Here is a 26,737-nt window from a genome sequence, read left to right on the forward strand (position 1 = left end):
ATCGGCCCTTCCGGCTCAGTCACGAGGGGGCGCCGCGCGATGGGCATCGAGGGACCGTTCTGGCGGGCGATCGCGGTCTACCGCGTCGCGTCGCTCGCGTACGCGGCGCTGTTCGTGCTCGGAGCGGGCGGATACGCCCGTCCGGTCGTGTCCTGGACGGTCATCGGCGTGATGGCCGCCTGGACGGCCGTCACGCTCGTCCGGTATCCCGCCACCCGGCGTGTGCCGCTGCTGGCCGCCGACCTCCTCGTCACGGTCGCCTGCCTGCTGGCCACGCCGTACGCGCAGGGCCCCGCCGCCGCGGCGGCCGGCGTGATGCCGCTGACGGCGACGTGGGTGGCCGGGCCGGTCCTCGCGTACGGCGTGGCCGGAGGACGCCGCGCGGGCGCCGCAGCCGCCGCGGTCATGTCGGCGGCCGACCTGTGGCTGCGCGGCGGGAGCGGGGTCGAACTCGCCTCGCTGCAGGTGAACGGCGCGGTGCTCATGTTCCTGGCCGGAGTGGTAGTCGGGCACGTCGCCCGGCTCGCGCGGGAGGCGGAGGAGCGCATGCGGCGCGCCGTGCTGATGGAGGCCGCGGGCCGGGAGCGGGAGCGCCTGGCGCGCGGCATCCACGACTCGGTGCTCCAGGTGCTCGCCCTCGTGCAGCGCAGGGGCGCGGAGATCGGCGGCGAGGCGGCCGAGCTCGGCAGGCTCGCGGGCGAGCAGGAGGCGGCGCTGCGGGCGCTGGTGCAGGCCCCGCCCATCACCCGGGCGCCGGATCTCGCCCCCACCGGCCTGCGCGACCGCCTGCGACCGGCGTTCGCGGCGCGCGGCACCCGCGCCGGGCGGGGCCCGGGCTCCGCCGCGCGCCTCCGTCGCCCCGCCCGCCCCGGCGCGGAGTCTGCGCCCGAGCCCGATCCCGGGGCAGAGCCGTACGCCGACCTGCGTGACCTCCTGCGGCCGTTCGGCACGGCACGGGTGACCGTGTCGGCGCCCGCGACGCCGCTGCCGCTGCCCGCCGCGACGGCACGGGAGGTGGCGGCGGCCGTCGGCGCGGCCCTCGACAACGTCGTACGGCACTGCCCGGAGGGCACCCGGGCGTGGATACTCGCGGAGGAGGACGACGACGCGGTGGTCGTCACCGTCCGCGACGAGGGACCGGGCATCCCCGGCGGACGGCTGGAGCAGGCGGCCCGCGAGGGACGCATGGGCGTCGCCCGATCGATCCGGGGACGCGTGGCCGACCTCGGCGGCACGGCGGCCATCACCTCCTCGCCGTCGGGGACGGAGATCGAGCTGTCGGTTCCGGCGTGGGAGCGGGCGTGACCTCGGCCCTGCGGCGGAGGGAGCGTGCGGGCGGGACGGGCCCTGGGCGTGGTGAGGGCGGAGCGCGCGGCTCGACGTGAACGGCGCCGGACGCGGGCAGGGTGCAGCTCGCGGGCGGTGTGAAGGTGGTGAACAGGCCCTGGACGTGGTGAGGGCGGAGGAGGGCGTGAACGTGGCCGGAGGCGAGGGGGCCGAGCGGTCCCCGGTGCGGGTCATGGTGGTGGACGATCACCCGATGTGGCGGGAGGCGGTCGCCCGCGACCTGACCGAGGCCGGATACGAGGTGGTCGCGGCGACGGGCGAGGGCCGGCAGGCGCTTCGGGTGGCGGCGGCGGTCCGGCCGGAGGTGGTGGTGCTCGACCTGCGCCTGCCCGACCTGCCGGGGGTGGAGGTGGCCCGCGGGCTGGGCGCGTCCGCGCTCCCTCCGCGCGTGCTCGTCCTGTCGGCCAGCGCGGAGGAGGCCGACGTGCTGGAGGCGGTCAAGGCGGGCGCCTCCGGATATCTCGTGAAGTCGGCCGGGCGGGAGGAGTTCCTCGACGCGGTCCGGCGGACCGCCGAGGGCGACGCGGTGTTCACGCCCGGCCTGGCCGGGCTCGTCCTGGGCGAGTACCGCAGGCTCGCCCACCGGCGGCCCGGCGTCCAGGAGGAGGAGCAGCGGGACGGTCCCCGGCTGACCGAGCGGGAGACCGAGGTGCTGCGCATGGTCGCCAAGGGCCTGTCGTACCGGCAGATCGCCGAGCGTCTGGTGCTGTCGCACCGCACGGTGCAGAACCACGTGCAGAACACGCTGAGCAAGCTCCAGTTGCACAACCGGGTCGAGCTGGTCCGCTACGCCATCGAGAAGGGCCTGGCCGACCTCGATTGAGGGAGTGCGCCGCTCGGCGGCGGCGTTACAGTGGGAAGCCCGCACGTGGGCGACGCGTTGTCCTCTTCAGCGAACCAGCGAACCCTTTCCCGGCCGCGCCTCACCCCGGCGCCGTGGCCGTCCCTGTCCGTCCGGAGGTTTCCACCCATGACCATGACCGCCCTGGGAGAGCCCTGTGTGCTGCTCAAGTTAGGCGAGGTGGTCCTGAAAGGCCGGAACCGCGAGATCTTCGAGATGCGCCTGCGGGCCAACATCAAGCACGCGCTCAAGGACCACCGCGTCGACATCCGCCAGCGGCACGGCGTGATCGCCCTGTTCCTGCCCGCCGGCACCGACGTCGAGGTGGCCGAGACGGTGGCGGCCCGCGTGTCCGACGTGCCCGGCATCGTGCTGGTCCACCTCGCGTGGCGGATCCCGAAGGACCCGGACACGATCACCAAGGCCGCCATCGAGCTGATCAGGGACAGCGACGAGGTGGCGCGCTCGGCCCGCTTCGCGGTGCGCTCGCGCCGCCGCGACAAGCGGTTCCCGTTGCGCTCCAACGAGCTCGACCACCTGGTCGGCGGGGCGATCAACGACACCTTCGGCCTGCCGGTGGACCTGAGCCGCCCGGAGCTCACCGTGCACATCGAGGTGGACAAGGACGAGGCGTTCCTGTTCACCGACGGCCGGCCGGGCCAGGGCGGCCTGCCGGTCGGCTCCAGCGGGCGGGGGCTCGTGCTGCTGTCCGGCGGCATCGACTCGCCCGTCGCGGCCTACCGGATGATGCGGCGCGGTCTGCGGGTCGACTTCCTGCACTTCTCCGGCATCCCGTTCACCACCTCCGAGTCGATCTACAAGGCGTACGCGCTGGTGCGCAACCTGGACAGGTTCCAGGGCAAGTCGCGGCTGTGGGTGGTGCCGTTCGGCAAGGCGCAGCAGTCGATCAGGAACTCCGGGCAGGACCGGCTCGCGGTGATCGCCCAGCGGCGGCTGATGCTCAAGACGGCCGAGGAGGTCGCCCACCGCATCCACGCCGAGGCGCTGGTCACCGGCGACAGCCTCGGGCAGGTCTCCTCGCAGACCCTCACCAACATCACCGCGCAGGACCACGCCGTGGACATGCCGATCATGCGTCCGCTGATCGGCCTGGACAAGACAGAGATCATGGCCGAGGCGCGCAGGATCGGCACGCTGCAGATCTCCGAGCTGCCCGACGAGGACTGCTGCACGCTCCTCGCGTCCCGGCAGGCCGAGACCCGCGCGAAGATCGAGGACCTCAAGCTGATCGAGCGGCGGCTGGACGCCGAGGACCTCGCCGCCCAGCTCGCCGACTCCATCCAGCCGTACAAGCTGGAGGTCTGAGCCCGGGTACGGCCCGCGGTCGCGGGCCGTACCGGACCCGGCGTGGTCAGGCGAGAGCGGAAGCGACGGCCGCGGCTCCTCCGGCGGTGGCTCCCTCTGCGGTGGTCCCCACGGTGGCGGTGCGGCCGACCAGCGGGGGGAAGTCGCGCATGATCGCGGCGAGCCGGTCCAGGTCGCCGTCGACGAGGGCCTGCGGGCCGTCGCAGAGCGCCTGCTCCGGATGCGGGTGCACGTCAATGATCACGCCGTCGGCGCCCACCGCGACGGCCGCGCGGGTCAGCGGCAGGACGAGGTCGCGCCGGCCGCCGGAGTGCGACGGGTCGACGATCACCGGCAGGTGCGACAGCCGCTGGACGACCGGGACCGCCGAGATGTCCAGGGTGTTGCGGGTGGCGGGCTCGTAGGTCCGGATGCCGCGCTCGCACAGCACGATGTCGAGGTTGCCGCGCTGGGCGACGTACTCGGCCGCCATCAGCCACTCCTCGATGGTCGCGGTCATGCCGCGCTTGAGCATGACCGGCTTCCCGGCGGCGCCCACGGCCTGCAGCAGCGCGAAGTTCTGCGCGTTGCGGGTGCCGACCTGGAGCATGTCGGCGTACGACGCCACGAGCGCCACGTCGTGGGCGTCCACGACCTCGGTGACGATCGGCAGCCCGGTCTGCTCGCGTACGTCGGCGAGGATGCGCAGGCCCTTCTCGCCCAGCCCCTGGAAGGCGTACGGCGAGGTGCGCGGCTTGAAGGCCCCGCCGCGCAGCAGCGTCGCGCCCGCCGCCTTGGCCATCAGCGCGGCCTCCAGCGTCTGCTGCGGGGTCTCCACCGCGCACGGGCCCGCGATCAGCGTCACGGTGTCGGGCCCGATGGGGACGCCGCGCACGGTCACCGTGGAGCGATCGGGATGGTTCTCGCGGCTCACCAGCTTGTACGGCGTGGAGACCCGCACCACGTCCGCGACGCCCGGCATGGCGCGCAGGTTGAGCGTGGCGAACTGCTCGACGTCGCCGATGAGGCCGATGATCGTGCGGTTCACGCCGCGGCTCGCGAACGCCTCCCCTCCGGCCGCGGCGACGAGGTCGGTGATCGCCTCGACGTCGTCCTGGGTGGCCTCGGGGGTCATGACGATGACCATGGTGTCTCCTCGTGCTCTCGATGGTGCGGACGGACGGTGTGGCCGGGTGTCTCCGGTCCGGAAAACGACGAAGGCCCCGGGTCCGTGGGACCCGGGGCCTTCGTTCTCCTTGGCTGTCAGCGCAGCGCTTGGAGGCGATCGGTCCTCACGGGTCCGTCGCCATACCAAAACGACCAAGCGGTACGCATGTGACGCAATATAGCGCACATCTCGACGCTCGCGTCGACCTCTCGCGTCCGTGGCGTGTTCCGTACGGCTCCGCGCGGGCGTGCCCGGAGCGCGGCCGGAGCGCGACCGGAGCCGGGCCGCACGCCCGGGATCCGGTGCGGGCCGTCTTTCCGGCGGGTGGCAGGATGGCCTGCGTGCCGGAGATACCTGACGAGGAGACGCGACTGCCCCCGGGCCAGTACGTCCCGCGCGGACGGCCCGTCGTCCACTACGGCAGGGTGCCGGCGTTCCGCCCCGAGACGTGGCGTTTCCAGGTGTTCGGCGAGACGGCTACCGGCCGGATCCACGAGTTCTCGTGGGAGGAGTTCTCCTCGCTGCCGACGACGACCATGGTGTCCGACTTCCACTGCGTCACCAAGTTCTCGATCATGGGGAACGAGTGGAGCGGCTTTCCCGCCTCGGCCCTGCTCGCCCGCGTCCCGCCGGGGCCGGGCGTACGGCACGTGATGGTCTGGGCGGAGTACGGCTACAGCGCGAACCTGCGCCTCAGCGACTTCGACCGCCCGACGACGCTGCTCGCCACGCACCTCGACGAGAAGCCGCTCTCCGCCGAGCGCGGCTTCCCCGTCCGGCTCGTCGTGCCGCACCTGTACGCGTGGAAGAGCGTGAAGTGGGTGCGCGCCATCGAGTACCTGACCGAGGACCGGCGTGGTTTCTGGGAGGAGCGCGGCTACCACAACGTGGCCGACCCCTGGAAGGAGCAGCGCTACTCATACCAGGAGGAGCCGGGCGAGGGCCCACCGTGAGGCCGCCGAAGGGCTACGGTGTCCGGCGTGTCGACAGCCGTGTGGGTCACGCTGTGCGCGCTCTGCGGAGTCTGCGGCGGCGTGCTCGGCCGCGCCCTGCCCCACAGGGAGCCGCCGCCCGGGGAACGTCCGGGGAGGTCGTGTGCCGGGCTGCCGCCGTACGGGACGGCGGGCGCGGCGGGGCGTGACGCGCCGGATGACGCGTGGCGCGACGCGCCTGGTCGCGTACGGGGCGAAGGGCCGGGTGAGGCGGCGTTCCGCGCCCTGCGCGCCGCCGGTCTGGCCGCGCGTTCGCTGCGCGCCGCCGGGCTCACCCGGGCCTCCGCCCGCGGCGCCGTACGGCACCTGCGGACGCTGCTGGGCACCGCCGGGCTGGTCGTCGCGACGCCCGACCGGGTGCTGGCCAGGGGCGGCGCGGACGTGCCGGGGGACGAGGCCGTCCTCGCCGAGGTGCGGGCGGCGGCGGCCGGGGGCAGGCCACGCGTCGTCCCGGCGTCCCGGGGAGGCGGCCGGCGCGGGGTGGTCGTCCCCCTGGCCGTGGAGGGCCGGGTGGTCGGGGCCCTGGCGGCGTACGACGCGCGGGTGGGCACGGCGCTCGTGCGCACCGCGACCGAGGTGGGCCGCTGGCTGTCGGGCCAGCTCGAACTCGCCGAACTCGACGCCTCGCGCAGGCGGACGCTGGAGGCCGAGGCACGGGCCCTGCGGGCCCAGATATCCCCTCATTTCATCTACAACTCGCTGACCACGATCGCCTCGTTCGTCCGGACCGATCCGGAGCGCGCCCGCGAACTGCTGCTCGACTTCGCCGACTTCATCCGGTACGCGCTGCGCCGGGCCGCCGACTTCACCACCCTCGCCGACGAGCTGACCTGCGTGGACCGCTACCTGCTGCTGGAGCAGGCGAGGTTCGGCGACCGGCTGCGGTTCACCGTCCAGGTCGCCCCCGAGGTGCTGCGGGTGGACGTGCCGTTCCTGTGCCTGCAGCCCCTGGTCGAGAACGCGATCAAGCACGGCATGCCGGGGGAGGTGCGGGTCGTGATCAGGGACGCCGGGTCGGAGGCGCACATCTGGGTCGAGGACGACGGCGTCGGGATGAATCCCGAGCAGCTGCACGCCGCGCTGCGGGAGCAGCGGACCGGCATCGGGCTGAGCAACGTCGACGTGCGCATGCGGCACATCTACGGCCCCGGTCACGGACTGGTCGTCGAGACCGCGCCGGGCAAGGGGACCCGCATCGGGCTGAGGATCCCCAAGACCCGTCCCCGTACGAGCCCGGCCCGTCCCTGACCGGCCGCCGCCGTCGTCACGCGGCCGCGCTGCCCGAGGCCGCCTCCCGGCCGGGGGAGACGCCGGTGAGGAGCGGCAGCCGCAGGACGAACCGCGCGCCGCGCGGGGACTCCTCGATGCGGAGGCTGCCCGCGTGGGCGACCGCGATCTGCCGGCACAGGGCCAGGCCGAGCCCGCTGCCACCGGGGTCGAGGCGCCGCCCCGCGTCGAGGCGGACGAAGGGCTCGAACACCCGCTCCCGGTCCTCCTCGGCGACGCCGTCGCCGTCGTCCAGCACCGTGACCAGCGCCTGGGCGCCGACGGACTCCGCGGTCACGTCCACCTTGGAGGTCGCGTGCCGCTGCGCGTTCACCAGCAGATTCGTGACGATGCTGGCCAGCTGGACACGGTTGCCGAGGACCCACAGCCCGGGCTCCGTCCTGGCGTGCACCGGAACCTCTCCGCCGCGCGCCGCCACCTCGGCGCGTACGAGAGCTCCGAGGTCGACCGGCTCGGACACGCAGGGGGTGTTGCGGAGCCGGGCGAAGGCCAGCAGTTCGTCGATGATCTGCTGCAGGCGGTCGGTGACCGGCAGGGCCCCGGCGATCGCCTCGCGCGCGTCGACCTCCGGGTAGAGCAGCGCCTCCTCCAGGCCGGCGCGGAGCCCGGCGAGCGGGGACTTCAGCTCGTGCGAGACCACGGCGGCGAAGTGCCGCTGCTGCGTGACCGCTGATTCGAGCCGGTCGAGCGTCTGGTTCGCCGTGCGGGCGAGCCGGGCGATCTCGTCCCGGCCGGGCGGCTGCGGCACCCGCAGGGACAGGTCGTGGGCGGTGATCTCCGACATCCGCTGCCCGATCGCCGTGATCGGCCGCAGGATGCGGCCCGCCGCCCGCCAGGTCGTCCACGTCCACAGCGCGGCCAGCACCGCCCCGCTGGCGCCGACGAGGAGCTCCAGCCGGTGCCCGCGCAGGGCGGGCGGCTGGTCCGTGCCGGCGTACACGTAGTGCGGCTCGCCCTGCCAGATCTCCGCCGCCTGCAGCGACGGGACCCGCGCGGCGGTGAGCACGACGCACCGGTCGCCGGAGCACTCGGTCACATCCTGGAAGCGGTCGTCGCTGGTGGGCCGGGCCGTGCTCATCGGCTGCTCGCCGGCCACGGGATTGGCCAGCACCACCCGGCCCTGGGAGTCGATGAGCTGGACGAGGGGGACGCGCGCCGTCGGAGCCGGTGGCGGTATGCGGTCGCGCCGCATCGAGCCGATCCATTCGCTCGCGACGCGGCGCGTCTCATTGAAGATCTCGGTCTCGACCCGGTGACGGATCAGCAGGCAGAGACCGGCCGCGATCATGCCGGCGAGGAGGACGGACAGCCCGGCCACCGTCAGCGTCACCCGTGCCCGGATGGAGCCGGAACGGGGAAGAGGCAGGGACCTCCGCCTGATGCGCATCGACCTCCCTCGCTCCGCCTGATTTCCTCGCCATCGTAGGCAACCGCATGGGGCGTAAAGGCTGATAACGGGGCAAATGGGAATAGATGCTCCCAAAAGCTTCCCTTGGCTTGACCTGGTGTTCGTCGAGGCGGCGACCGGCCGGCGCGGGCGAGGTGCGGACGGCACGCCCGGCCCGGTCCCGCCGGCGGGTGAACCGCTGCCGGAACCGGTGGAGTTGCGCACGGACACCGGCGACGCCCCAGCGTGACGGGCCCGTCACCTACCGTCCGGTCACCCCTTGCGCGGAGAGGCGGGCACACGGCACGGTGGACGCCATGCTGCGTGTGCTCGCGGTGGACGACGAGGTCCCCGCCCTGTCCGAGCTCGCCTTCCTGTTGCGCCAGGACACCCGGGTGGAGCACGTGAGCACGGCCACCGACAGCGGGGCCGCGCTCCGCGACATGGTCCAGATGATCGCCGACGGCGAGCGTCTCGACGGGGTGTTCCTGGACGTGCGCATGCCGGGGCTCGACGGCCTCGACCTGGCCCGCCTCATCGGCGGGTTCCCCACGCCGCCGAAGCTGGTCTTCGTCAGCGCCCATGACTGCGCCGTGCAGGCGTTCGAGCTGGAGGCGGTCGACTACCTGCTCAAGCCCGTGCGCCCCGAACGCCTGGCGGAGGCCGTACGCCGGCTGCTGACCGCCGTGGCGCCCCCCGGCGCGGACGAGGACCTGGAGACGATCCCGGTCGAGCTGGCAGGCCGCACGAAGTTCGTCGCCCGGCAGGACGTGTGCTACGCCGAGGCGCACGGCGACTACGTCCGCCTGCACACCGCCGGGGCCGTCTACCTCGTACGGATGTCCCTCGCGGCGCTGGAGCGGCGCTGGGCGGGGTCGGGGTTCGTCAGGGTCCACCGCAGCACGCTCGTCAACGTCAGGCACGTCAGCGAGTTGCGCTTCGACGCCGGGCGGGTGGTCCTTCAGGTGGGCGGGGAGACGCTGCCGGTGAGCCGGAGGCTGACCCGGCAGGTGCGGGAGCAGCTCGTCCGGCAGTTCCGCCCCTGATCTGCCCGCCCCTGATCTGCCCGGCCTTGATCTGCCCGGCCTTGATCTGCCCTGCCCTGCCCGGCCCGGATCGGTCCCTGACCCGCGCTCGCCCCCGGCGCCCCGGGAGCGGGCCAGGGAACGGCTCGTCCCACGGCATGCGGGACCGTCCGAGGGCCGGGCCGCTGCGACGGGTCCGGGGCGACCGTTTGTCGCTCACGGGGCTCCGCTCGTCGTGTGAGGACGGGCCGCATGGCGCTGGCTAGGGACCGCTCGTCCGAAGGGCCATCCGGTGGCCCGACTACACCTCGTAGTCTTTCGCTCGTCGCAAGACACGCGGGGTAATCACAAAGTGAGTCGATTCTCACCAGGTGGTTATCAAGCGGGGCCCTACTCGGGGGGGAAGGGCCCCGCCCGCGCGTTACCGGGGGACGCGGCGATCCGGCCATACGGGGGCGCCGGATCGCCGCGAACGCCTCCGACCGGCCACGACGCGCGACGCCGGCAGCCGCGATCCTCGCGAGTCGGCCGCTCCTCAGGCGCTTCGGAGCTTCTTCAGCAGGTCGATGTCCTCGCGGTGCTTGTCCGCCTTGCCGGGCGTCTCGATGCAGAGCGGGACACCGGCGGCCGCCGGATGCCGCATGAGATCGCCGAAGGCCTGCGCGCCGATGTGCCCGGCCCCGATGTTCTCGTGCCGGTCCCTCTTGGACCCGCACGGGTCCTTGGAGTCGTTGGCGTGGATGAGCCTGAGCCGCCCCGGGGCGACCTCGTGCAGCGCGTCCATCATCTCCTTCACCCCGCCCGGCGCGGAAAGGTCGTGCCCCGCCGCGAAGGCGTGGCAGGTGTCCAGGCACACGCCCGCCTTCGGATGGTGGTCGAGCGCCTCCAGATAGGGCCCGAGGTCCTGGACCGTGGCGCACAGCATCCGGCCCTGCCCCGCCATCGGTTCGAGCAGCAGGTCGGGGCCGTCGTCGGGCAGTTCGTCCAGCACCGGCAGCAGGTGCTCGTGGATCTGGCGCATCGCGGTCTCGCGCGACTGGCTGACGGCGGAGCCGGTGTGCACGACCACCCCCCGCGCGCCGGTCTCGGCGCCCCGGCGCAGCGTGTGGCGGATCACCGCGAGCGAGTTCTCCAGGGTCGCCGGCGTCGGCGACCCGCAGTTCACGAGATAGGCGGCGTGCAGGAAGACCGGCACGCCCGACTCGCGCAGCCTGGCGTCCTCGGCGGGGTCGCCCGCGCTGAGCGCCCAGCCGCGCGGATTGGTGACGAAGACCTGGATCATCTCCGCGCCGATCTCGGACGCGTACTTCAGCCCGCCCTTGGCCAGGCCGCCCGCGACGAAGACGTGACCGCCGATGAGATTGCTGGGAGTCATGATGACCTCCAGGTTAGTCGCGCACCTCGTGGCCTCTCACGTGCCACCCCTTTGTCACAACGTACAAAGCGGCCCCCCGAGCAGGGCACGCGGTTCGGACCTCACGCCGCTGGACCCCGCCGCGGGCCCGGCGGTTGACTGACGGGCATGCGCGAACTCAGCCGGGAGGACCTGCGGTCCTGCTGCGCCTCCGCCAGATGGGTGGAGGAGGTGGCCGCGCGCGGGCCGTACCGGGATCTCGACGGGCTGCGCCGCGCGAGCGGGCCGGCGCTCGCCGCGCTGGCCTGGGACGACGTGCTGGAGGCGCTGGCGGCGCACCCCCGCATCGGCGAGCGGCCCGGCGGCGCCGGACGCGAGGCCGCGTGGTCGCGGTCCGAGCAGTCCGGAGCCGCGGACGCCGGCCGGGGCGTCCTCGACGCGCTCCGCGAGGGCAACGCCGCCTACGAGAGCCGGTTCGGCCACGTCTACCTGGTCTGCGCGACCGGCCGGGACGCCGACGAGCTGCTGGCGCTGCTGCGCGGGCGGCTCGGCAACGACGAGGAGACCGAGCGCGGGGTCGTCAGGGACGAGCTGTCGAAGATCGTCGCATCGCGGCTGGCCAAGCTCTGGGAGGGCCGGTGAGCCTCTCGACGCACGTGCTCGACACCGCCGCCGGGACGCCCGCCAAGGACGTGCCCGTACGGCTGTCGCGGCGCGCCGCGCACGGCTTCGTGCCGGTCGCGGAGGGCCGCACCGACGCCGACGGCCGCATCCGGGAATGGAGCCCGCTGGGCCGGGAGTGGGACCCGGCGCTCGACCCGCGTCCCGGGACCTACCGGCTCGTCTTCGACACGGCCGCCTATCTGGGGGACGACGCGTTCTTCCCGGAGGTGAGCGTGGTGTTCGCCGTCCGGGAGCCCGGCGGGCACTACCACGTGCCGCTGCTGCTGAGCCCCTTCGCCTACTCGACCTACCGGGGGAGCTAGCCGTGGCCGTTCTGGGACCCAACAGGTATGGCAAGGCCGAGACGAGGGTCGTACGGGTGACCCGGCACGGCGACGCCCACCGGATCAAGGACCTCACGGTGAGCACGGCGTTGTCGGGCGACCTGGCCGAGGTGCACCTGAGCGGGGACAACTCCGCCGTCCTGCCCACCGACTCGCAGAAGAACACCGTCTTCGCGTTCGCCAAGAGGCACGGCGTCGGGGCGATCGAGGACTTCGCGCTGCTGCTGGCGCGTCACTTCGTGGACTCCCAGCCCGCGATCCACCACGCCAGGGTCGCGGTCGAGGAGCACGTCTGGGAGCGCAACGGCGCGTTCGGGCACTCCTTCGTCCGCTCCGGGCGGGAGGTGCGCACCTGCGTGGCGCATCACGACGGGACCGGGTCGTGGGTGGTCTCCGGGCTGCGCGACCTCGTCGTGCTCAACACGACCGACTCCGAGTTCCGGGGGTTCGCGAAGGACGAGTACACGACGCTGCCGGAGACCGGCGACCGTGTCCTGGCCACCGCCGTCGACGTGTCGTGGCGGCACGCGGACGTCTCGCGGGACGGCTCCCCGGACGTCTCGCCGGACTGGGACAAGTCCTACGAGAAGGCCCGGGCGGCCCTGCTCACGGCCTTCGCCGACACCTACAGCCTGTCGCTGCAGCAGACGTTGTACGCCATGGGCACGCGCGTGCTGGCCGAGTGCCCGGGGATCTGCGAGGTGCGGCTGTCGCTGCCGAACAGGCACCACTTCCTGGTCGACCTCGCGCCCTTCGGGCTGCCCAACGACGGGGAGGTCTTCTTCGCCGCCGACCGGCCGTACGGGCTGATCGAGGGGACCGTGCTGCGCGAGGACGCGCCCGACGCCGGCCCGGCCTGGGAGTAGCCGATGGACTTCCTGCGCCCGCGCACCTGGGCCGAGGCCCTGGACCTGAAGGCCGGACGGCCCGAGGCCACCCCGATCCAGGGCGGCACCGACGTCATGGTGGAGATCAACCTCGACAAGGGCCGCCCCGCCGCCCTGCTCGACCTCACCCCGATCCCCGGACTGCGGGAGTGGTCGCGGGAGGGGGACGTCATCCGCCTCGGCGCCGGGGTGACCTACGCGCGGCTGATCGGGGAACTGGGGACGCGCCTGCCCGGCCTGGCCCAGGCGTCCCGCACGGTCGGGTCGCCGCAGATCCGCAACCGGGGCACGGTCGCGGGCAACCTCGGCGCGGCCTCGCCCGCGGGCGACAGCCACCCGCCGCTGCTGGCCTGCGGCGCGGTCGTGGAGGCCGAGTCGGTGCGCGGCGCCCGGCTGATCCCGATCGGGGAGTTCTACACCGGGGTCAAGCGCAACGCGCTGGCGCCCGACGAACTGATCCGCGCCGTACGCGTCCCGGTGGCGCGCGGGCCGCAGTACTTTTCCAAGATCGGCACCAGGAACGCCATGGTGATCGCGGTGTGCTCGTTCTCGATCGCCCTGCACGCGGCGGAGCGGCGGGTGGGGACCGGCGTCGGCTCGGCCGCCCCGACGCCCCGCCGGGCCGTCGCCGCCGAGGAGTTCGCGGCCGCGCGGCTCGACTGGCAGGGGCGCTCGCCGCTCGATCCCGAGGTGGCCCGCCGCTTCGGGGAGCTCGTCGCCGGCGCCGCCGCCCCGATCGACGACGTACGCGGACGCGCCGCCTACCGCACGCACGCGCTGGCCGTGCTGGCCCGCCGCGCGCTCGGCTGGGCCTGGGCCGACTTCAGGGCCGATTCGGGGGCCGATTCCGGGGCGGACGGCGACAGGGGGAGCGCATGAGGGTGAACCTCACCGTGAACGGCCGCGCGACCGCGGCCGACGACGTGTGGGAGGGCGAGAGCCTGCTCTACGTCCTGCGTGAGCGGCTCGGCCTGCCGGGCGCCAAGAACGCCTGTGAACAGGGGGAGTGCGGCTCCTGCACGGTCTATCTCGACGGCACGCCGGTCTGCGCGTGCCTGGTCGCCGCCGGCCAGGCGGAGGGCCGCGAGGTCGTCACGGTCGAGGGACTGTCCCACGGCGGCGCCCCGTCGTCCGGCGCCGGATCCGCGTACGGCGACGGCCCGGCCCCAGCCGGTGCGTCCGGTGTCTCCCGGACCGCCGATGACTCCGGGGAGGGGCTGCACGAGGTCCAGCGGGCGTTCCTCGACGCCGGGGCGGTGCAGTGCGGCTTCTGCACGCCCGGCCTCGTCGTCCAGGCGCACGCGCTGCTGGCCGAGGCGGACGGCGTGCCGGCGGACGCCGACATCCGGGAGGCGCTGGCCGGCAACCTGTGCCGCTGCACCGGTTACGAGAAGATCCTCGACGCGGTCCGGCTCGCCGCCGCCCGCCTCCGGCCACCGCCGTGAGCGCGGCGCCGGCCGCACGCGGCCCGGCCGCCACCCGCCTCCGTCCCGCCCGACCAGGGAGTCTTCATTGCGTGATCTCGCACCACGGCGAGTGGTCATCGAGAACGCCTACATCGTGCCCGTCACGGCGGAGGAGATCCCCTCCGGCCACCTCGTGATCGAGGGCGATCGGATCACCGCGGTCGGCCCGGGACCCGCGCCGTACGCGCCGGGGGAGGCCGAGCGCGTCGACGGCTCCGGCTGCCTGGTCACTCCCGGCCTGGTCAACACCCACCATCACCTCTACCAGTGGGCGGCCCAGGGCGTGACGCCCGACGGCACCCTGTTCGAATGGCTGGTCGCGAGCTACCGGCTGTGGGCGCGGATGGACGCCGAGGTCGTGTCGGGCGCCGCGACGGCCGGGCTGGCCTGGCTCGCCCTGTCGGGCTGCACGACCTCGACCGACCATCACTACATCTTCCCCAAGGGCCGGGGCGACCTGTTCGAGGCGGAGATCGAGGCCGCCCGCGCGGTCGGGCTGCGGTTCCATCCCTGCCGGGGATCCATGGACCGGGGGACCTCGCATGGCGGGCTGCCGCCGGACGAGGTCGTGGAGGACATCGACGAGATCCTCGGGGCGACCGAGGAAGCGGTCCGGAAATATCATGATCCGTCCTTCGGGTCGATGCTGCGCGTCGCCGTCGCCCCCTGCTCGCCGTTCTCGGTCAGCGGCGAGCTCATGACCCGCTCGGCGGAGCTCGCCCGCTCCCTCGGCGTACGGCTGCACACCCACGGCGCGGAGACGGCGGACGAGGACGAGCACTGTGTGGAGCAGTTCGGCGTGCTTCCCGTCGAATACCTCGACCGGCTCGGCTGGCTCGGCCCCGACGTGTGGCTGGCCCACTGCGTGCACCTCACCGACAAGGACGTGCGGCGCTTCGCCGAGACCGGCACCGGGGTCGCCCACTGCCCCTCCTCCAACGGCCGTCTCGGCGCCGGCATCGCCCGGATCAGCGACCTGCTCGCGGCGGGCGCCCCGGTCGGGCTCGGCGTGGACGGCGCCGCCTCCAGCGAGATGACCCCGCTGGCCGGGGAGATCCGCATGGCCATGCTCATGCAGCGGGCGAGGTACGGCCCGCGCGCGCTCACCGCCCGCCAGGCCCTGGAGACCGCCACCCTGGGCGGCGCCCGCTGCCTCGGCCGGGAGGCCGAGATCGGCTCGCTGGAGCCCGGCAAGCTCGCCGACGTCGCGCTGTGGCGGCTCGGCGGCTTCCACGCCGCGATCGACGACCCCGTCGTCGCGTTCGCCTACGGCGCCACGCCGCCGCTCGCCCGGCTGCTGGTCGGCGGCCGGACCGTGGTGGACGGCGGCGAGCTGCGCACGGTGCCGGGCGAGGCCGCCGCGCGCGCGGGGGCCGACGCGCACCGCCGCTTGCGCACCGGGGATCATGTCTGAGAAGTTCCAGACGGACTATCGGAAGGCCAGGCATGACAGGGCACACGGCTACGGGGCACACGGCATGACAGGGCACGTCGTCATCGCGCCGGACAAGTTCCGGGGGTCGCTCACCGCACCGGAGGTGGCCGCGCACGTGGCCGCCGGGCTGGGCGGCGTCCCCGTCGTGTCGCTGCCGGTCGCCGACGGAGGGGACGGCACGGTCGACGCGGTCGTGGCGAGCGGGTTCACCCGGGTCGAGACGGAGGTGACCGGGCCGGACGGCACGCCGGTCCAGGCGGCCTACGCCGTGCGGGACGAGCCGGGCGGCCGGGTCGCGGTGATCGAGCTGGCCGAGGCCTCCGGCCTGCGACGGCTCCCGCGAGGCGTCACCGCGCCCCTCACCGCCACCAGCCGCGGCACCGGTGAGCTGATCGCCCACGCCGTACGGCACGGTGCGGCCCGGGTCGTGCTCGGGCTCGGCGGCAGCGCCTGCACCGACGGTGGCGCGGGCATGGCCCAGGCCCTCGGCGTACGGCTGCTCGACGCCGGGGGGAACGAGCTCCCGCCGGGCGGGGCGGCGCTGCGCGACCTGCACGCGATCGACGCCTCCGATCGGCTGCGCGGGTTCGAGGTCGTGGTCGCGAGCGACGTGGACAACCCGCTGCTCGGCCCGTACGGCGCGGCCGCGGTGTACGGCCCGCAGAAGGGCGCGAGCCCCGGCGACGTCGCCGTGCTGGAGGCCGGGCTGGCCCGGCTGGCGGCCGTCGCCGCGCACACCCACGGCCTGGCCGGCGCCGCCGAGCACGACGGCGTCGTGCGCGCGATGGGTGTGGCCGGGCGGGAGGGGGCGGGCGCGGCCGGCGGGGTGGGCTTCGGCGCGCTGGTCTTCCTCGGCGCCGAGATCCGGCCGGGCATCGGCTACCTGCTCGACCTGGTGGACTTCGACCGGCACATGGCGGGCGCCCGGCTGGTGATCACGGGTGAGGGCGCGATCGACGAGCAGACCCTGCGCGGCAAGGCGCCCGTGGGCGTCGCCGCGGCGGCGGCCGGCCACGGCGTGCCGGTCGTGGCCGTCTGCGGCCGCCGGGCGGTGGGCGACGACGAACTGAAGAAGGCGGGAATCGAGGCGGCGTACGCGCTGACCGACATCGAGCCCGACGTGGGCAGGTGCGTGGCCGAGGCCGGGCCGCTGCTCGAACGGCTGGCCCGGCGGATCGCGGCCGAGCACCTCACCAGGCGGTAGGCACCGGCGCGGGACCACGACGGGAGGCGCCGGGATCGCGAGAGGAGCGGTGAGTTCTTTGCACGATCACTCGGGGGAAGAGGAAGCCTCACCCGGCGGCCGGCAGTGCGACCTGGTGGTGCGGTCGCGGCGGGTCGTGACCCCGGAGGGGGAGCGGGCACTCGCCGTCGCCGTGCGCGGGGGCCTGATCGAGGCCCTGAGCCCCTACGACGACCCGCCCGGCGCCGCCGAGCTGGTCGACCTCGGCGACCTGCCGCTGCTGCCCGGGCTGGTCGACTCCCACGTGCACGTCAACGAGCCCGGCCGCACCCACTGGGAGGGCTTCGCGACCGCCACCGCGGCGGCGGCGGCCGGCGGAGTCACCACCATCGTGGACATGCCGCTGAACTCGCTGCCGCCGACCCTGGACGTCGCCTCGCTGGAGGTCAAGCGGAAGGCCGCCGAGGGGCGGTGCCACGTGGACGTCGGTTTCTGGGGCGGCGCGGTCCCGGGGAACCTCCCCGACCTGCGCCCCCTGCACGAGGCCGGCGTCATGGGCGTCAAGTGCTTCCTGTCCCCGTCCGGGGTCGAGGAGTTCCCCGAGCTCGACCACGACGGGCTGCGGGCCGCGCTCGCGGAGGTGGCGGGCTTCGGCGGCCTGCTGATCGCGCACGCCGAGGACCCGGCGCTGCTGTCCGAGCCGGGCGGCCCGGCGTACGACGACTTCCTCAGGTCGCGCCCGCAGGAGGCCGAGCGGCGGGCGGTGGAGCGGGTGATCGCGCTGGCCGCCGAGACGGGCGCCAGGGCGCACATCGTGCACGTGTCGGCCGCCGCCTGCCTCCGGCCGCTGCGCGAGGCGCGGGCGGCCGGGGTGCGCGTCAGCGCCGAGACCTGCCCGCACTACCTGACCCTGACGGCCGAGCAGGTCACCGGCCCGGCGTACAAGTGCTGCCCGCCGATCCGGGAGGCGGCCAACCGCGACGCGTTGTGGGAGGCCCTCGCCGAGGGGGTGCTCATGGGGATCGTCTCCGACCACTCCCCGTCGACGCCCGACCTCAAGGTGCCCGACTTCGCCAAGGCCTGGGGCGGGATCTCCTCGCTCCAGGTCGGCCTGCCCGCCGTGTGGACCGCCGCCCGCGCCAGAGGGTACGGCCTGACCGACGTCGTCCGCTGGATGGCCGAGGGCCCCGCCCGCCTCGCGGGCCTGCCGTACAAGGGGGCGATCAGGCCGGGCAACGACGCCGACCTGGTGGCCTTCGACCCCGACGCCGAGTTCACGGTCGACGTGGCGGCGCTGCACCACCGCAACCCCGTGTCGCCCTATGACGGGCGGCGGCTCTCCGGCGTCGTCCGCACCACCTGGCTGCGTGGCAGGCCCGCCGACCTCGCCACCCCGGCCGGACGTCTGCTGACCAGAGGAGCCCGGTGAACGCCTTCACCCGCCTGCCCGACCTCGCCCTCCGCACGTACGGCGGGTCGGTCGTGGCGGCCAACGACGAGTCGTTCGCCGAGCGGGAGGCCCTCATCAGGCCCGGACCGGCCGAGTTCCGGCCGCACACCTTCGGCGCCAAGGGCCAGGTCTACGACGGCTGGGAGACGCGCCGGCGGCGCGAGGCGGGCCACGACTGGGCGATCGTCCGACTCGGCATGCCGGGGGTCGTCCGGGGCGTCGTCGTCGACACCGCGTGGTTCCGCGGCAACTACCCGCCGTACGCCTCGGTGGAGGCGTGCGCGGCCGAGGGCCACCCGGCGCCGGAGGAGCTGGACGGCTGGGTGGAGATCGTGCCGAAGAGCCCGCTCGGGGGCGACGCGACCCACGAGTTCGCGGTCACCGATCCCCGGCGGTTCACGCACGTCCGGCTGAACATCTTCCCCGACGGCGGGGTCGCGCGGCTGCGGGTGCACGGCCGGGTCGTGCCCGACCCCGCGTTCCTGCACGGGCTGACCGTCGACCTCGCCGCGCTGGAGAACGGCGGGTTGGTCACGGCGTGCTCCGACGAGTTCTACTCCTCGCCGAACAACGTCCTCGCGCCCGGCCTCGCCCGCAACCAGGCCGAGGGCTGGGAGACCGCCCGGCGGCGCGACGGCGGCAACGACTGGCTCGTCGTCGCGCTGGCCGGGCCCGGCCGGATCGCCGTGGCCGAGATCGACACCGCCAACCTGAAGTTCAACGCCCCCGGCTGGGCCTCCCTGACGGGCATCGACACCGGCCGGGCACCCCAGCCGGACGACGGCCAGGCGCCCCCGCCGGACGACGACGCCTGGTTCCCGCTGCTGCCGAAGACCCGGCTCCAGCCGGACACCCGCCACCGCTTCCGCCTCGACGACGACCGCCGCGTCACCCACGTCCGCCTCGACATCTTCCCCGACGGCGGCCTCGCCCGCCTCCGCCTCCCCGGCACCCTCATCGCCTGAGCACCTGAACCGGTGGAATCACTGCGTACCGAGCATGGCGCGAAGTAGGGTGGCAAGGCGATTTCGGAGGGTAGCGGAACGAGTACGGTTCGTTCTGCTACACTGGGACCATTACTCCCCGCCGTCCTCCGGGACTGGCGGGGCTTTTTCATGTGAGAGACGACCTCGTGGCGGAACGTGTCGCGGTTTTCCTGGACTTCCAGAACGTCCATCTGAGCGGGCACGGTCTCTTCGAGAGTTACGGTCTCCCGCTGTACAGATGCGTGCCCGATCCCGCCGGGGTCGCCGATTTGATCGGTCAGCGGAGGTCGCGCGCGAGTGAGGTGACGGCGGTGCGGGTCTACCAGGACGACCCCGGAGCATCGTCGTCATCGACGACGCCGAACGCGACGATGACCTCGTGCGGGACATGACCGAGGTGCTCGCCTCGTTCTGCGCCCGCCTGTACGGCCGCCGTTCGGCCGCCCGCAGGGCCCGCGCCGCCTTACGAGCTGCGGGAGACGCGGCGTGACCGACCGCCAGGGCTACCGCGTGGAACTCGCGCCGACACACGAGCAGCGGCAACGTCTCGGACAACACGCCGGGCTGTCGCGGGTGGTCGAGAACTTCTGCCTCGAGCGGGTCAAGGCCGCGCTCGCCCAGCGGGAAGCGGAGAAGACCTACGGCATCGCCGACAAGGACCTGACCGCGGTGCCGTGGTCGGCCCCGGCACTGGAGCGGACGCCGACCGCGCCCGCCCGGTCAGTGCTCGAGTGGTGGCACTGCCTGGGGTCGGCAAGGTCCGCACGCTCGAGGACATGGCGTGGCTGACCGGCCGCATCGCGGACGGCCGCGCGCGCGTCATCGGCGCGACCGTGAAGGAGACGGCCGGCCGCTGGTGGGTGTCCTTCCAGCTCGAGATCGACCGGTCCGACATCAATGAACACCGCCTGGTGGCGAGCGACGCGGCCGCCTGCGGGATCGACGTCGGGGTGAAGACGTTCGCCACGATCGTGGACGACGACGGCACCGTCACCGAGATCCACGCGCCCAAGCCGCTCAAAGACGCCCTGCGCAAGCTGCGTAAGGCGAATAAGGCGCTGGCGTGTCAGGGCGATCTCCGACCTCGGGTTCGGCGAGTTCTTCCGCCAGCTCGCCTACAAGTCCGCATGGTACGGCTCCAGTGTGTGGGCGGCCGATCGCTGGTTCCCGTCCTCGAGACTGTGCGGCGGGTGCGGCGCGATCAACACGGGCCTGGCTCTTGCCGACCGCACATGGGTATGCGGCTGCGGTCTCGAGCACGACCGGGACGTCAACGCCGCCCGGAACCTGCTCGAGGCGATGGACCGCGAGCAGCAAGCCGCGTAGGTACACGTCGCCGGGCAGTTCCCCGGAGACGCAAAACGCCTGTGGAGGCGACGTAAGACCAGGCTCCGGCCTGGCGGATGCCGACGAATCAGGAACGAGAATCACTGAGATTCTCCGAACGGTCAGTGCCAGATCGTGATGGTGCTGCCCTGGGGTTGCTGGCCGAGGGGGTTCTCGCCGACGACGCGCTGGGTGCCGACGAGTTCGCGGACCCTGACCTTGAACCCGGCCGCCTTCAGCTCGGACACCGCGTCCCGCACCGCCTTGAAGCGCACGTCGGGCACGTTCACGAAGTCGGGTGCGGCCTGCGAGGGGTCGGTCTCCCACGGCCAGTGGAAGCCCTGGTCCGGGCCGCGTGACACGGTCAGGTGGACGGTCGCCCCGGCCACCACCTCCGCGCCGCCGGAGGGGTCCTGCGCGATCACGGTGCCCGGCGGGGCGTCGTCGGCCGTCTCGTCGATCTGGACGTTGAAGCCCTTGTCCCGCAGGAACTTCTCCGCCTGGTCGCGCATCATCTGCGTGACGTCCGGCATGAGCAGCCCGGCGCTGACCACGAAGTTGACCGCGCCGCCCTTCCTGACGCGCTTGCCCACCAGCGGGTTGGTACGGATGACCTGGTCGCGCGGGACGGTCTCGCTCGCGCTACGGCTGACCCGCCCGGGCGTCAGCCCGGCCTCGGCGATCTTGGCCCGGGCGTCCGCGAGGCTGAGGCCCTCGACCTTCGGCACCGGGATGGTCTCCGGCCCGGCCGACGGGACCAGCTTGAGCACCGCTCCCTTGACCACCTCGGCGCCCGGCCCGGGCTCGGTGTTCAGGACGACGGCCTTGGGGATCTTGTCGTCGAACACCGGCTTGAGGACCTGGACCTCGAAACCGTGGTTCTGCGCCTCCTGCCGCGCGACCGTGAGGGGCTTGTTCACCAGATCGGGCACCTTCGTGTAGCGCCCCTCGGAGAACCACCAGCCCGTGAAGGCGACGCCCGCGAGCATGACGAGGGCCAGCGCGGAGAGGAACCAGACCGGTCTGGCCCTGCGGGTGCCGCGGCGCCCTCCCGCCTCCGGCGGGCCGGTCATGGGGCCGGTCAGCAGGTCCGTGCGCGGCTGGATCATCGTCTGGCCGAGCTGCGCGTGCCCGGCCGTGCCGGACGCGGGGGTCGCGCCGACCGGGGCGGCGGGCGCGCGGTGCGCCCCCGTGCCGGCCATGCTGTGCGCGCCCGTCACAGAGCCCGTCACAGAGCCCGTCGCGGAGTCGCCCGCGACGCCGGGGCGGGCGTGCCCACCGGTGTGCCCGGTCTTCGGCAGCGTGCGGTGGATCTCGACCGCGGCGACCAGCATGGCGGTCGCGTCGGCCGGGCGCCGGGCGGGGTCCTTGTCGGTGGCCGCGGTGACGAGCGCGTCGATCTGCGGCGGGATGCCGGGCACGACCGAGGACGGCGCGGGCACGGTCTCGTGCACGTGCCGGTAGGCGATCGACATCGGCGTCTCACCGGCGTACGGCTGGCGCCCGGTGAGCAGTTCGAACAGCATGATCCCGGCGGCGTACACGTCGCTGCGCGCGTCGGCGAGGCCGGTCGTGACCTGCTCCGGCGACATGTAGCCGATCGTGCCGATCATCATGCCGGTCTTGGTCTGGTTGGTGGCCTCGATCGCCCGGGCCAGGCCGAAGTCCACGACCTTCACCCGGCCGTCGTCGGCGAGCAGCACGTTCTCGGGCTTGACGTCCCGGTGGATCAGCCCCGCCTGGTGGGCCGCGCCGAGGGCGGCGAGCACCGGGATGACCATCTCCAGGGCCTCGCGCGCCGGGAGGCGGCCACGCCGTTGCAGGATGTCGCGCAGGGTCTTGCCGGGGACGTACTCCATCGACAGGTAGACGTTCGCCCCGTCGGTGCCCTGGTCGAAGACCTGCACGATGTTCGGGTGCGAGAGGCTCGCCACCGACTTGGCCTCGCCGATGAACCGCTGGACGAACTGCGGGTCCTCGGCCAGTGAACGGTGCATCACCTTGACGGCGACCGTGCGGTCGAGCCGGACGTCCAGAGCCAGGTAGACGGAGGCCATGCCGCCCCGGGCGATCCGGGACTCGACGCGGTAGCGCCCGTCGAGCAGCTGCCCCACGAGCGGATCGGTTAGCGTCGTGTCCACCCGCCCGAGTTTACGGGTGATTTGCCGCCGGGCGTGTTCCCGAATCCCAAACCGAGACCTGACGCGGCCCTTTCCGCGCCACCCGGAAAGCCGTTCTCCATCCTAAAACCCGCCTTACCCGGCGTCCGAACCGGAAGGACGCCGGGCCGGTGCGGTCAGGCGGGGCGAGAGGGGGAGGACGCCTCGGCGTAGCGGCGGCGGGGGATGCGCCCGGCCAGGCGGGCGAGCCGTCCGGCCGTGACCGCCTGCCGCATGGCGGCGGCCATGAGGCCGGGCCGGTGCGCCCGCGTGACGGCGCTGGCGAGCAGCACGGCGTCGCAGCCCAGCTCCATCGCGAGCGCCGCGTCGCTGGCCGTGCCGATCCCGGCGTCGAGGATCACCGGCACCGTGGCGGCCTCGGCGATCAGCTCGATGCTGTGCGGGTTGCGGATGCCGAGGCCCGAGCCGATCGGGGCGCCGAGCGGCATCACCGCCGCGCACCCGGCGTCCTCCAGCCGCCGTGCCAGCGCGGGGTCGTCGCCGATGTACGGCAGCACGACGAAGCCGTCGGCGACCAGCCGTTCCGCCGCGTCGAAGGTCTCGATCGGATCGGGCAGCAGGGTCCGCTCGTCGGCGATGACCTCCAGCTTGACCCAGTTCGTCTCCAGCGCCTCGCGGGCCAGCCGGGCGGTCAGCACGGCCTCGCCGGCCGTGAAGCAGCCGGCCGTGTTCGGCAGCACCTTGATGTTCCTCGCCCGCAGCAGGTCGAGCACCGAGCCGCGGGCGGCCGGGTCCAGCCTGCGCATCGCGACGGTCGTCAGCTCGGTGCCGGACGCCTCCAGCGCCTGGTCGAGCACCTCCAGCGACGGCGCGCCGCCGGTCCCCATGATCAGGCGCGAGGCGAACTTCTCCCCGCCGAGCACGAAGACGTCGCCGGACGCGTCCTGTTCCGTCATTCCTGTCATCCTCCCTGCACCGCGGTGAGCACCTCGACGCCGTCGCCGTCCTCCACCTGGGTGGAGTCCCAGGCACTGCGGCTCACCACCTCGCCGTTGACCGCCACCGCGACGCCGGACGTGAGCGCCGTGAGGATCCGTACGGCGTCGCCCACCGTCGCCCCCTCCGGCAGCTCGGCCGGGTCTCCGTTGATCGTGACCTTCATTCGCGGAATCTCCCTGGGTCGCAGGACAGGGCGGCCTCCGGCACCGCGCCGCCGGTGAGGAGGGCGGCGACGGCCTCGGCGGTGATCGGGGCCAGCAGCACGCCGTTCCGGCCGTGCCCGGTCGCCGCGAGGACGCCGGGGTGGCCGGCGGGGCCGATGAGCGGAAGGTTGTCCGGGGTCCCCGGGCGGAACCCGACGGCCGTCTCGGCCAGTTCGAGCTCGGTGAGGCCGGGCACCAGTTCGCGGGCGTCGCGCAGCAGCTCGTACACCCCGCCGGCGGTGACCCGCGCGTCGTATCCCAGCTCCTCGGAGGTGGCGCCCAAAGTGATCTCTCCGTCGCCCCGGGGGACGAGGTAGGCGGGAGAACCGTGCACCAGCCCCCGTACGCACCGGGTGAGGAACCCCTTGGGGCCCCGGAGCCGGAGGATCTGCCCCTTGACCGGCCGTACGGGCAGGCCGGGGAGCAGGGAGGCCGACCACGAGCCGGCGGCCACCACGACCCGGCCGGCCGGGACGGTCCCGCCGGACTCCAGCCGCACCGACGGGGAGCCCCGGCCGGGAAGGACGATCCCGGCGGCGCGCTCGGCCACCAGCGTGCCGCCCGCCTTCTCGAACGCGGTCAGCAGCGCGCGCACGACCCTGCGGGGGTTGACCCAGGCGTCGTCGCGGGCCAGCAGCCCGCCGCGCACCGAGGGGGACAGCATCGGCTCGAAGGAACGGCACTCGCGCCCGGTCAGGCGTTCGACCCGCAGGCCGAGCGTGCGCTCGAAGGCCGCGAGGTCGTCGAGGAAGGCCATGTCGTCCGCGCCGCGGGCGACCTCCAGCGTGCCCTCGGTGCGGTAGTCGAGCTCGGCGCCGGACTCGTCCTCCAGCTCCGCCCGGAACGCCGGCCAGGCGGCCAGCGACGCCAGCCCGAGCCGCAGCAGCGGCTCCTCCGTGTAGGTCACCTCGCTGACCGGCGCGAGCATCCCGGCGGCGGCGTGGGTGGCGCCGCCTCCCGGCGCGGGGTCCACCACGGCCACCGACAGTCCGCGCCGTGCCGTGCGCCAGGCGGCGGCGAGGCCCGCCACGCCGCCTCCCACGATCACGACGTCGTGGCCGGGCTCGATTCCGGAGGGCCGTGTGGAGGACACCGCGCTCCCTTCGCCGGCATTACCCGGATCAGGTGGTGGGCGGTCGAGAGCCGTACGCTCTCCTCTCAGCCCGGTCCGCCGGGCTCCCGCGCGTCTTACGCCCAACAGCGTAGTACGTGGCCGATACCGGCGGATCGCCCGGTTCGGCGCTCGCCCGGGCGGGCGTGACGTGGCTCACAACCGGGGCTGCCGGAGATGTGCGCGCTCCTTGCCCAACTCGTTATGGGGAGCCGGTTGGCCAGTCCCCCCGTTGACAATCTATGGTCAAGGCGTGGATCACGTCGTGGTGGTGGGTGCCGGCCTGGCCGGCGTGCGAAGCATCGAGGCGCTGAGGTCCCGGGGGTTCACCGGGCGCATCACGCTCATCGGCGAGGAACACCATCGCCCCTATGACCGCCCGCCGCTGTCGAAGGCGGTGCTGCTCGGCGACGCCGACTCCACCGTGGTCGACTCCGACCTCGACGCCATGGACGTGCGGCTGTGCCTCGGCACGGCCGCCAAGGGCCTGCGGAACGGCGTGCTGGAGACGACCGAGGGCGAGCTGGAGTACGACGGCCTGGTCATCGCCACCGGCGCGGCCCCGATCCGGCTGCGGGGAGAGGGCCACCAGCACGTGCTGCGCACGATCGACGACGCGCTCGCGCTGCGCGAGCTGCTGGTGCCCGGCGCCCGCGTGGCCGTCATCGGCGCCGGCTGGATCGGCGCCGAGGTCGCGACCGCGGCGGCCAGGGCGGGGTGCGCGGTGACGGTGGTGGAGGCGGGGGAGAGCCCGCTCGCCGCCGCGGTCGGCCCCGCGGTCGGCTGCCACACGATCGGCTGGTACGCCCGGGCCGGCGTCGAGCTGCGCCTCGGCGCGATGGTCGGCACGGTGGACGCCGACGGGCTCACGCTCATGTCCGGCGCGCGGGTGCCCGCCGACGTCGTGGTCACCGGCGTCGGGGTGCGTCCCTCTGTCGAATGGCTCAAGGGCTCGGCCGTACGGCTCGACGACGGCGTGGTCGTCGACGAGCACCTGCGCACGTCGCTGCCGAACGTGGTCGCGGTGGGCGACTGCGCCAACTGGTGGTCGCGCAGGTTCGGCACGCGGCTGCGGGTCGAGCACTGGGACACCGCGCTCCAGGCCCCCGACACGGCCGCCGCCACGCTGCTGGGCGAGGAGGCGGTCTACGACCCGGTGCCGTACTTCTGGTCGGAGCAGTTCGACCACATGCTGCAGTTCGCCGGCCACCCGACCGCGGACGACCGGGTGCTGCTGCGCGGCGACCCGCGCGCGGACGGGAAGTGGGCGGTGTGCTGGCTGACCCCCGAGGACCGGCTCGCCGCGGTGTTCACCGTGGACCTGCCGCGCGACGTGGTGCAGGGCCGCCGCCTGGTGGAGGGCGGCCGGAGGCTCGACCCCCGGCGGGTGGCCGATCCGGCCGTGCCGCTCCGCGACTGCATTATGACGTAATCGAGGTGTTTCCCGGCGGCTCGCATGTGGTAATGGTGGTTCCGTGACGCTTACTGTTGCGCAGATCGACCGGGAGACCGACCAGCTCGTAGGGGAGTGGCTCCCCCTCTCGCAGGCGGCCGAGAAGCTGGGGCTCAGCATCGGCCGCACCAAGCAACTCCTTAAGGACAAGAAGCTCGTCGGCGCCCGGCGGAGCGGAGGCGGCCAGCCGCAGATCCCGTCGGTGTTCGTCGCCCACGGCGAGGTGCTCAAGGGCCTGCCCGGCACGCTGACCGTCCTGGCCGACGCCGGGTACGACGAGGTGGAGTCGATCCGCTGGCTGTTCACCCCGGACGACTCGCTGCCGGGTGCGCCGATCGACGCGATCGTCAAGGGCCGGCACACCGAGGTCAAGCGCAGGGCCCAGGCGCTGGGCTTCTGACCGTC

The 26,737-nt window shown here is 73.7% G+C and carries 26 protein-coding genes, 1 pseudogene and 1 riboswitch; of the genes and pseudogenes, 20 read left to right on the forward strand and 7 right to left on the reverse strand.

The features are described from left to right. Window positions 1-39 precede the first annotated feature (39 nt). From macS to thiI, 3 genes are all read left to right on the forward strand, one after another. Window positions 40-1,305, forward strand: a complete 1,266-nt coding sequence (macS, locus tag HHX37_RS32335; RefSeq protein ID WP_182887841.1) for a MacS family sensor histidine kinase — start codon at window positions 40-42, stop codon at window positions 1,303-1,305. A 214-nt stretch (window positions 1,306-1,519) separates the two neighbouring features. After that, a complete protein-coding gene (locus tag HHX37_RS32340; RefSeq protein WP_117408380.1) occupies window positions 1,520-2,170 on the forward strand; it encodes a response regulator in 651 nt (216 codons plus the stop codon). A 147-nt stretch (window positions 2,171-2,317) separates the two neighbouring features. Beyond that, window positions 2,318-3,514: a tRNA uracil 4-sulfurtransferase ThiI gene (gene thiI, locus HHX37_RS32345; protein ID WP_138462839.1), complete on the forward strand. Its 1,197-nt coding sequence runs from the start codon at window positions 2,318-2,320 to the stop codon at window positions 3,512-3,514. Window positions 3,515-3,560: 46 nt separating this feature from the next. Here thiI and aroF read toward each other — a convergent pair whose 3' ends face one another. Beyond that, on the reverse strand, window positions 3,561-4,640 hold the full coding sequence (gene aroF / locus HHX37_RS32350) for a 3-deoxy-7-phosphoheptulonate synthase (protein WP_182879114.1): 1,080 nt from the start codon (window positions 4,638-4,640) through the stop codon (window positions 3,561-3,563). 353 nt (window positions 4,641-4,993) lie between these two features. On the opposite strand from aroF, the gene HHX37_RS32355 reads away from it, so the two are divergent. Both HHX37_RS32355 and HHX37_RS32360 read left to right on the forward strand, forming a co-directional pair. After that, complete coding sequence (locus tag HHX37_RS32355; RefSeq protein WP_182887842.1) at window positions 4,994-5,614, forward strand: sulfite oxidase-like oxidoreductase; 621 nt, start codon at window positions 4,994-4,996, stop codon at window positions 5,612-5,614. A gap of 27 nt (window positions 5,615-5,641) precedes the next feature. Beyond that, window positions 5,642-6,901: a sensor histidine kinase gene (locus tag HHX37_RS32360; RefSeq protein ID WP_310740642.1), complete on the forward strand. Its 1,260-nt coding sequence runs from the start codon at window positions 5,642-5,644 to the stop codon at window positions 6,899-6,901. Between the two features lie 16 nt (window positions 6,902-6,917). On the opposite strand, the gene HHX37_RS32365 is transcribed toward HHX37_RS32360, so the two are convergent. After that, window positions 6,918-8,327 carry a sensor histidine kinase gene (locus HHX37_RS32365; protein WP_182887843.1) on the reverse strand — a complete coding sequence of 470 codons (1,410 nt, stop codon included), beginning with the start codon at window positions 8,325-8,327 and terminating at the stop codon, window positions 6,918-6,920. A 317-nt stretch (window positions 8,328-8,644) separates the two neighbouring features. On the opposite strand from HHX37_RS32365, the gene HHX37_RS32370 reads away from it, so the two are divergent. Further along, window positions 8,645-9,373: a LytR/AlgR family response regulator transcription factor gene (locus tag HHX37_RS32370; RefSeq protein WP_182875761.1), complete on the forward strand. Its 729-nt coding sequence runs from the start codon at window positions 8,645-8,647 to the stop codon at window positions 9,371-9,373. A 514-nt stretch (window positions 9,374-9,887) separates the two neighbouring features. On the opposite strand, the gene HHX37_RS32375 is transcribed toward HHX37_RS32370, so the two are convergent. After that, entirely contained in the window at window positions 9,888-10,727 is an 840-nt protein-coding gene (locus HHX37_RS32375; RefSeq protein ID WP_182887844.1) for a deoxyribonuclease IV, read from the reverse strand. Window positions 10,728-10,874: 147 nt separating this feature from the next. On the opposite strand from HHX37_RS32375, the gene uraD reads away from it, so the two are divergent. From uraD to HHX37_RS37355, 12 genes and pseudogenes are all read left to right on the forward strand, one after another. Further along, window positions 10,875-11,348 carry a 2-oxo-4-hydroxy-4-carboxy-5-ureidoimidazoline decarboxylase gene (gene uraD, locus HHX37_RS32380; protein WP_182887845.1) on the forward strand — a complete coding sequence of 158 codons (474 nt, stop codon included), beginning with the start codon at window positions 10,875-10,877 and terminating at the stop codon, window positions 11,346-11,348. Beyond that, complete coding sequence (gene uraH / locus HHX37_RS32385) at window positions 11,345-11,692, forward strand: hydroxyisourate hydrolase (protein ID WP_182879110.1); 348 nt, start codon at window positions 11,345-11,347, stop codon at window positions 11,690-11,692. The genes uraD and uraH overlap by 4 nt, the downstream gene beginning before the upstream one ends. 2 nt (window positions 11,693-11,694) lie before the next feature. Next, a complete protein-coding gene (pucL, locus tag HHX37_RS32390; protein ID WP_182887846.1) occupies window positions 11,695-12,579 on the forward strand; it encodes a factor-independent urate hydroxylase in 885 nt (294 codons plus the stop codon). A gap of 3 nt (window positions 12,580-12,582) precedes the next feature. After that, window positions 12,583-13,479: an FAD binding domain-containing protein gene (locus HHX37_RS32395; RefSeq protein ID WP_182887847.1), complete on the forward strand. Its 897-nt coding sequence runs from the start codon at window positions 12,583-12,585 to the stop codon at window positions 13,477-13,479. Further along, window positions 13,476-14,045: a (2Fe-2S)-binding protein gene (locus tag HHX37_RS32400; RefSeq protein WP_182875755.1), complete on the forward strand. Its 570-nt coding sequence runs from the start codon at window positions 13,476-13,478 to the stop codon at window positions 14,043-14,045. Before HHX37_RS32395 ends, HHX37_RS32400 begins: the two co-directional genes overlap by 4 nt. Window positions 14,046-14,112: 67 nt before the next feature. Continuing rightward, window positions 14,113-15,480 carry an 8-oxoguanine deaminase gene (locus tag HHX37_RS32405; RefSeq protein ID WP_220503324.1) on the forward strand — a complete coding sequence of 456 codons (1,368 nt, stop codon included), beginning with the start codon at window positions 14,113-14,115 and terminating at the stop codon, window positions 15,478-15,480. A 64-nt stretch (window positions 15,481-15,544) separates the two neighbouring features. Further along, window positions 15,545-16,705 (forward strand): glycerate kinase, encoded by a 1,161-nt coding sequence (locus HHX37_RS32410; RefSeq protein ID WP_182887848.1) that lies wholly within the window; start codon window positions 15,545-15,547, stop codon window positions 16,703-16,705. 49 nt (window positions 16,706-16,754) lie between these two features. Then, entirely contained in the window at window positions 16,755-18,113 is a 1,359-nt protein-coding gene (gene allB, locus HHX37_RS32415) for an allantoinase AllB (protein ID WP_310737893.1), read from the forward strand. Then, entirely contained in the window at window positions 18,110-19,099 is a 990-nt protein-coding gene (gene alc / locus HHX37_RS32420; protein ID WP_182887849.1) for an allantoicase, read from the forward strand. The genes allB and alc overlap by 4 nt, the downstream gene beginning before the upstream one ends. A gap of 355 nt (window positions 19,100-19,454) precedes the next feature. Then, a pseudogene (locus HHX37_RS37345) lies at window positions 19,455-19,610 on the forward strand (IS607 family transposase); the annotation flags it as partial. Continuing rightward, on the forward strand, window positions 19,607-19,909 hold the full coding sequence (locus HHX37_RS37350) for a helix-turn-helix domain-containing protein (RefSeq protein WP_310740643.1): 303 nt from the start codon (window positions 19,607-19,609) through the stop codon (window positions 19,907-19,909). The pseudogene HHX37_RS37345 and the gene HHX37_RS37350, both read left to right, overlap by 4 nt. A gap of 285 nt (window positions 19,910-20,194) precedes the next feature. Next, a complete protein-coding gene (locus HHX37_RS37355) occupies window positions 20,195-20,446 on the forward strand; it encodes a zinc ribbon domain-containing protein (protein WP_310740646.1) in 252 nt (83 codons plus the stop codon). Between the two features lie 122 nt (window positions 20,447-20,568). Here HHX37_RS37355 and pknB read toward each other — a convergent pair whose 3' ends face one another. The 4 genes from pknB to thiO form a co-directional block, all read right to left on the reverse strand. Further along, window positions 20,569-22,587, reverse strand: a complete 2,019-nt coding sequence (gene pknB, locus HHX37_RS32435; protein ID WP_182887850.1) for a Stk1 family PASTA domain-containing Ser/Thr kinase — start codon at window positions 22,585-22,587, stop codon at window positions 20,569-20,571. A 155-nt stretch (window positions 22,588-22,742) separates the two neighbouring features. Further along, window positions 22,743-23,531: a thiazole synthase gene (locus HHX37_RS32440; protein WP_138462828.1), complete on the reverse strand. Its 789-nt coding sequence runs from the start codon at window positions 23,529-23,531 to the stop codon at window positions 22,743-22,745. Next, complete coding sequence (gene thiS, locus HHX37_RS32445; protein ID WP_111700300.1) at window positions 23,528-23,728, reverse strand: sulfur carrier protein ThiS; 201 nt, start codon at window positions 23,726-23,728, stop codon at window positions 23,528-23,530. The genes HHX37_RS32440 and thiS overlap by 4 nt, the downstream gene beginning before the upstream one ends. Further along, a complete protein-coding gene (gene thiO / locus HHX37_RS32450) occupies window positions 23,725-24,861 on the reverse strand; it encodes a glycine oxidase ThiO (RefSeq protein ID WP_182887851.1) in 1,137 nt (378 codons plus the stop codon). The genes thiS and thiO overlap by 4 nt, the downstream gene beginning before the upstream one ends. Beyond that, window positions 24,850-24,961, reverse strand: a riboswitch (TPP riboswitch). Its footprint overlaps the gene before it by 12 nt. 171 nt (window positions 24,962-25,132) lie before the next feature. On the opposite strand from thiO, the gene HHX37_RS32455 reads away from it, so the two are divergent. Both HHX37_RS32455 and HHX37_RS32460 read left to right on the forward strand, forming a co-directional pair. Then, window positions 25,133-26,311 (forward strand): NAD(P)/FAD-dependent oxidoreductase, encoded by a 1,179-nt coding sequence (locus HHX37_RS32455; RefSeq protein WP_111700301.1) that lies wholly within the window; start codon window positions 25,133-25,135, stop codon window positions 26,309-26,311. 43 nt (window positions 26,312-26,354) lie between these two features. Beyond that, window positions 26,355-26,732, forward strand: coding sequence for an Rv2175c family DNA-binding protein (locus HHX37_RS32460; RefSeq protein WP_111700302.1), 378 nt, complete (start codon window positions 26,355-26,357; stop codon window positions 26,730-26,732). The last annotated feature ends 5 nt before the right edge of the window (window positions 26,733-26,737 follow it).

Source organism: Microbispora sp. H10885 (genome assembly GCF_014161415.1).
Lineage (GTDB): Bacteria > Actinomycetota > Actinomycetes > Streptosporangiales > Streptosporangiaceae > Microbispora > Microbispora triticiradicis.

What these genes read in the sequence shown, in the direction of transcription:
- HHX37_RS32355 (WP_182887842.1), top strand. Translation starts at nt 4,994, where the DNA reads ATGGCCTGCGTGCCGGAGATACCTGACGAGGAGACGCGACTGCCCCCG.
- HHX37_RS32340 (WP_117408380.1), top strand. Translation starts at nt 1,520, where the DNA reads ATGGTGGTGGACGATCACCCGATGTGGCGGGAGGCGGTCGCCCGCGAC.
- thiI (WP_138462839.1), top strand. Translation starts at nt 2,318, where the DNA reads ATGACCATGACCGCCCTGGGAGAGCCCTGTGTGCTGCTCAAGTTAGGC.
- HHX37_RS32440 (WP_138462828.1), bottom strand. Translation starts at nt 23,531, where the DNA reads ATGACAGGAATGACGGAACAGGACGCGTCCGGCGACGTCTTCGTGCTC.
- HHX37_RS32410 (WP_182887848.1), top strand. Translation starts at nt 15,545, where the DNA reads ATGACAGGGCACGTCGTCATCGCGCCGGACAAGTTCCGGGGGTCGCTC.
- thiS (WP_111700300.1), bottom strand. Translation starts at nt 23,728, where the DNA reads ATGAAGGTCACGATCAACGGAGACCCGGCCGAGCTGCCGGAGGGGGCG.
- aroF (WP_182879114.1), bottom strand. Translation starts at nt 4,640, where the DNA reads ATGGTCATCGTCATGACCCCCGAGGCCACCCAGGACGACGTCGAGGCG.
- HHX37_RS32365 (WP_182887843.1), bottom strand. Translation starts at nt 8,327, where the DNA reads ATGCGCATCAGGCGGAGGTCCCTGCCTCTTCCCCGTTCCGGCTCCATC.
- HHX37_RS32370 (WP_182875761.1), top strand. Translation starts at nt 8,645, where the DNA reads ATGCTGCGTGTGCTCGCGGTGGACGACGAGGTCCCCGCCCTGTCCGAG.
- HHX37_RS32395 (WP_182887847.1), top strand. Translation starts at nt 12,583, where the DNA reads ATGGACTTCCTGCGCCCGCGCACCTGGGCCGAGGCCCTGGACCTGAAG.
- HHX37_RS32375 (WP_182887844.1), bottom strand. Translation starts at nt 10,727, where the DNA reads ATGACTCCCAGCAATCTCATCGGCGGTCACGTCTTCGTCGCGGGCGGC.
- HHX37_RS32400 (WP_182875755.1), top strand. Translation starts at nt 13,476, where the DNA reads ATGAGGGTGAACCTCACCGTGAACGGCCGCGCGACCGCGGCCGACGAC.
- uraD (WP_182887845.1), top strand. Translation starts at nt 10,875, where the DNA reads ATGCGCGAACTCAGCCGGGAGGACCTGCGGTCCTGCTGCGCCTCCGCC.
- macS (WP_182887841.1), top strand. Translation starts at nt 40, where the DNA reads ATGGGCATCGAGGGACCGTTCTGGCGGGCGATCGCGGTCTACCGCGTC.